The following is a 1,181-nucleotide window of genomic DNA, read 5'->3' as shown; positions in this document are numbered from 1 at the left end:
GCGCTCGACGCCGACTTCTACGTGTTCACGGGCCACAAGCTGTACGGACCGACCGGGATTGGCGTGCTGTACGGCAAGGAGCGTCTGCTCGAGGAGATGCCGCCGTATCAGGGCGGCGGCGACATGATCAGCTCGGTCACGTTCGAGAAGACCACGTACAACGCCCTGCCGTACAAATTCGAAGCGGGAACCCCGAACATCGCGGGCGCGGTGGGGTTGGCGGCGGCGGTGGACTACGTCACCGCGATCGGGATGGATCGTATTACGGCCCACGAACGTGAGCTCCTGGCGTACGGAACGGCGGCGCTGTCGGGGGTGCCGGGCCTGACGCTCATCGGAACGGCGCCGGAGAAGTCGAGCGTGCTCTCGTTCGTGATGGACGGTGTGCACCCGCACGACATCGGCACCGTCGTCGATCAGGAGGGTGTGGCGATCCGCACGGGGCACCACTGCGCTCAGCCCCTGATGCAGCGGTTGGGCATTCCCGCCACCGCGCGCGCGTCGCTGGCGCTCTATAACACACGCGAAGAGATCGACGCCCTCGTCGCGGCGCTCCATAAGGTCCGCGAGCTCTTCACGTGACGCAGCGAGGGTTGCCAGTGTCCGATCTTCGGGAGCTCTATCAAGAGGTCATCCTCGACCATAACCGCCGGCCGCGCAACTTCCGCGCGATTGAAGGCGCCAACCGGCACGCCGAGGGCTACAACCCTCTCTGCGGGGATCGGCTGTCGCTCTACCTGAGGGTCGAGGACGGCGTGATCAAGGACGCCAGCTTCCAGGGATCGGGATGCGCGATCTCGAAAGCGTCGGCTTCGATGATGACCGACAGCGTCAAGGGTAAAACGCTGAGCGAGACCCGCGACATGTTCGAGCAATTCCACCAGATGGTGACCGGGAACGCCGACCCGCTGGCCAATCCGGAACGGCTGGGCAAGCTGGCCGTGTTCGAAGGCGTCCGCAACTACCCGGCGCGCGTGAAATGCGCGAGCCTCGCCTGGCACACGCTTCGCTCCGCGGTCGACGCGAAGGACGAAGTCGTGTCGACAGAAGCGGATTAGCGTGGTACGTAGTGTCCGCCTTCCGCCTTCGCGTGAAGCTTCGGCGGACCGCCATAGCCTTGGCGGAGGCGGTTAGGCGGACCGTATCGAGGAGCCATGCCAGACAACATCATCAAGCTCACC

Annotated in this window: 2 protein-coding genes; both read left to right on the top strand. The window is 64.9% G+C overall.

What is annotated here, in order from left to right; all coding sequences use genetic code 11:
* Positions 1-582, top strand: a 582-nt coding sequence (locus Q8Q85_14130) for an aminotransferase class V-fold PLP-dependent enzyme (GenBank protein ID MDP3775398.1), incomplete at its 5' end; no start/stop codon positions are given.
* A 17-nt stretch (positions 583-599) separates the two neighbouring features.
* Positions 600-1,058, top strand: a complete 459-nt coding sequence (locus tag Q8Q85_14125; protein MDP3775397.1) for an SUF system NifU family Fe-S cluster assembly protein — start codon at positions 600-602, stop codon at positions 1,056-1,058.
* Positions 1,059-1,181: the final 123 nt, after the last annotated feature.

This window comes from Gemmatimonadales bacterium (assembly GCA_030697825.1).
Classification (GTDB): Bacteria; Gemmatimonadota; Gemmatimonadetes; order Gemmatimonadales; family JACORV01; genus JACORV01.
The sequence above is the reverse complement of the archived record's forward strand: the minus strand, read 5'-3'. Positions and strand labels throughout refer to the sequence as shown.